The organism is Flaviaestuariibacter amylovorans, assembly GCF_039541815.1.
Classification (GTDB): Bacteria; Bacteroidota; Bacteroidia; order Chitinophagales; family Chitinophagaceae; genus Flavisolibacter; species Flavisolibacter amylovorans.
On record NZ_BAABGY010000030.1, the window covers coordinates 1 to 2909 of the forward strand.

Consider the following 2909-nt stretch of genomic DNA (forward strand, 5'->3'; position numbering starts at 1 on the left):
GGCAAGACTGTAATCCTTACAAGTCCGCCTACGATAATCACTAACTCCTGTATCTAACATATAAGTCAACTTTTGTGTCAACCTATTTTAGGACGAGGCAGACCAATAAACGAAAAAGCCGCCCCGGAGGGCGGCTTTTGACAATAAGCTGAATCAGCGATTACTGAACGAGGATCTTCTGCTCGTATACGGCCTTGGCGCTGTTGTTGAGCAGCTGCACCAGGTAGAAGCCCTTGCTGTTGGCGGCGGGCAGCGACACCTGCTGGATCTGGTTGTCCATGGTCACGCTCACGCGGCGGCGCTGTACCGACTTGCCGTTGGCATCGGTGAGCACCAGCGTGTAGTCGCCGGTAGGCACTTTCGTGAACTGCATGGTGAACAGGTTGTTCGTAACCGGGTTGGGGTATACGCGAATGTTGTCGGAGAGGTTGCTCTTCACGCCGGTGATCGCCTCGATCGTGTTGGGGTTGCGGCGGGTAGCGAGGTAGTTGCTGTTGGCGAGGTCGGAGGAGTGGAAGGTACCCTTTGTGAACACCTGTGCGCTCCAGTCTTTCGGGCTCACGATGTAGTTGCCGGTGCCGTCTACGGCGCTGCACACCACGAGGTTACCGTCGGCATTCACCACGGCGCCGTTGGTGGTAAAGGTGCCGGGCAGGCCCTGGATGGAGCCGAGGTGCGTAGCCACTTTCGATTCGGTCGACACTTTGAAAACGTGGTTGCGGGCGGAGATCACGAACAGGTTGCCCTCGTTGTCGGAGATCATGTCGCCGCCGTAGGAGGAGCAGCGGTTGTGTACGGAGATGCCGTTGTTGGCCGGATCGTCCACGAGCGAGCCGAGGAGCTCCACCTGCGTGTTCTTGCCGGTGGTGAACTTGATGAAGGTCTTGCCGTCGTTGGAGATCGCATAGCCGTCGCCGTCAGGAGTGATCACCATGCGGGTGATGCACTTGCCTTCGTCGTTGTGCATGTTGCCGAGACCGGTGAAGGCCTTGTTGGTCACGTAGTACACCTTCATCGTCTTCAGGTCGATGTAGCGCAGCTGGTCGATGAACATGGGGGTGAAGTAGATGCGGTCATGCTTCGGGTCATATGCGGCAGCGGCTACGCCGGTGCTGAAGGGCGCATGCATGGCGGTGCCCCACTTGGCGTCGGGCTGCTGGGCGATGGCCTTCTTGGTGAGCGCGTCGTGCACGGGCTGGGTGGCGTCCACACCGTTGAACAATACGGGGCTGTACTCACCCGTGGTCAGGTCGATCTTGCGGAGCACGCTCCAGTTGTAGCCTTGCTTGGTGGCATCGGTCACCGCGTAGGCGAAGCGGTCGGTTTGCGCACCGGCAAGGATGGTGCTGGCAGAAAAGAGGGCGGTAAGTACGCCAAAGCGTAAAGTTTTGCTCATTGTCGGCTGATTTTTTAGGTAAGTTGAATGCGGTGTTTACCCCACTAATTTATAACACTTTCTTTCCGGTTCCGGAAATGCGGCCGGATTATTTTTTGAACGGTTGGTAGTCGCTCTTCCGTAACGGTGCCTGCTCCACGTATTCCCGGAACGGATCGCAGGGTTTGAGGGTCTCGTAGCACCAGCCCGGCAGCTCCTGGTACAGCCGGGTTCCCTCGGTCTTCCAGGCGATCTGCTCGTCGCTCACTTCGCGGATGATGCGGGCCGGGTTGCCCGCCACCAGCGAGCGCCGCGGGATCTTCTCCCCCTGTTTCAGGAAGGAGAGGGCGCCCACGATGCATTCGTCGCCGAGCTCCACTTCGTCCATCAGCACCGCGTTCATGCCCACGAGGCAGTTGCGGCCGATGCGCGCGCCGTGGATGATGGCCCCGTGGCCGATGTGCGCGCCCTCCAGTAATTCTACGGTCACGCCCGGGAACATGTGCACGGTGCAGTTCTCCTGCACGTTGCAGCCGTCGGCGATCACGATGCGGCCCCAGTCGCCGCGGATGGCCGCCCCGGGCCCGATGTAGACGTTACGACCGATCTGCACGTCGCCGGTAACGGTGGCCTGCGGGTGGATGAAGGCGCTCTCATGGATGACGGGCCGGATGCCGTTGAATTCGTAGATCATGGTTTATTGGTCTATTGGTCTGTTTGTTTATTAGTAAGGGGTCGTTCAAAGTGGTAAAAGCTTAGGACCTGGGCTTTTTCCGGAGGAGCAAATAAAGGATGACCACAGCGACGACGGCCAGGATGATCTTGCCCGCGATCGAGCCTTCCGTAACCTTTTGCACCGACCAGGCTTCGAGCAGCAGGGCAGGGGCTTTTCCGAGGGATGAGGCGAGGACGAAGGTGCCGGCCGATACGCGACCAATTGCGGCCGCGAAGGTAACGAGCCCGGAAGGGACGAACGGCAGCAGGCGGAGGGAAAGCACGAGGCCGAAGGCTTCCCGGCCCTGTGCGTCGAGGAGGCGCTGCGCCTTCGGGTACCGCGCAAAGGCCGGCGCCGCACCTTTGCGGAAGCCCTTGCGGTACAGCCAGAAGGAGACCACGGCGCCCAGCGCCTCGCCGGCAAAGGAGATGGCAGTGCCCTTCCAGAAGCCGAAAAAGAGGATGTTGGCCGCCGTGATGAACACGCTGGGCAGAAGCCCGAGCACCGCCACCAGCACGGAAGCCAGCAGGCTCAGCACAAGGGCTGCCTGCGGGTATTGCCCGAACAGATCGATCAGGGTCTCCTTCACGGGCGGATGGATTTATCGGACAACATCATGGCCTGCAATGTAAGACCCCGCGGTTAGGAGGGAAGGAATTTAACCCCGGAAAACATTTTTGCCGAAACTTTCAGTAATTATTGAAAATATGAAATAAACGTCCTAGGTTGTGTTGACAATTGGCGGAGGGTTTGCTTTTTGTAGATAAACTTCCGTGAAGAGCAGATACAGTGTACCTGATGAAGTTTGGCAGCGGATTG

General features: G+C 58.7%; 3 protein-coding genes. All 3 read right to left on the bottom strand.

Annotated elements, in window-relative coordinates:
• Positions 1–160: 160 nt before the first annotated feature.
• The 3 genes from ABD937_RS23805 to ABD937_RS23815 all read right to left on the bottom strand — a co-directional run bounded on the left by ABD937_RS23805 (position 161) and on the right by ABD937_RS23815 (position 2679).
• Positions 161–1396 carry a T9SS type A sorting domain-containing protein gene (locus ABD937_RS23805; RefSeq protein WP_345258589.1) on the bottom strand — a complete coding sequence of 412 codons (1236 nt, stop codon included), beginning with the start codon at positions 1394–1396 and terminating at the stop codon, positions 161–163.
• An 88-nt stretch (positions 1397–1484) separates the two neighbouring features.
• Positions 1485–2069 carry an acyltransferase gene (locus ABD937_RS23810; protein ID WP_345258591.1) on the bottom strand — a complete coding sequence of 195 codons (585 nt, stop codon included), beginning with the start codon at positions 2067–2069 and terminating at the stop codon, positions 1485–1487.
• Positions 2070–2130: 61 nt separating this feature from the next.
• On the bottom strand, positions 2131–2679 hold the full coding sequence (locus ABD937_RS23815; protein WP_345258592.1) for a TVP38/TMEM64 family protein: 549 nt from the start codon (positions 2677–2679) through the stop codon (positions 2131–2133).
• Between the last annotated feature and the right edge of the window lie 230 nt (positions 2680–2909).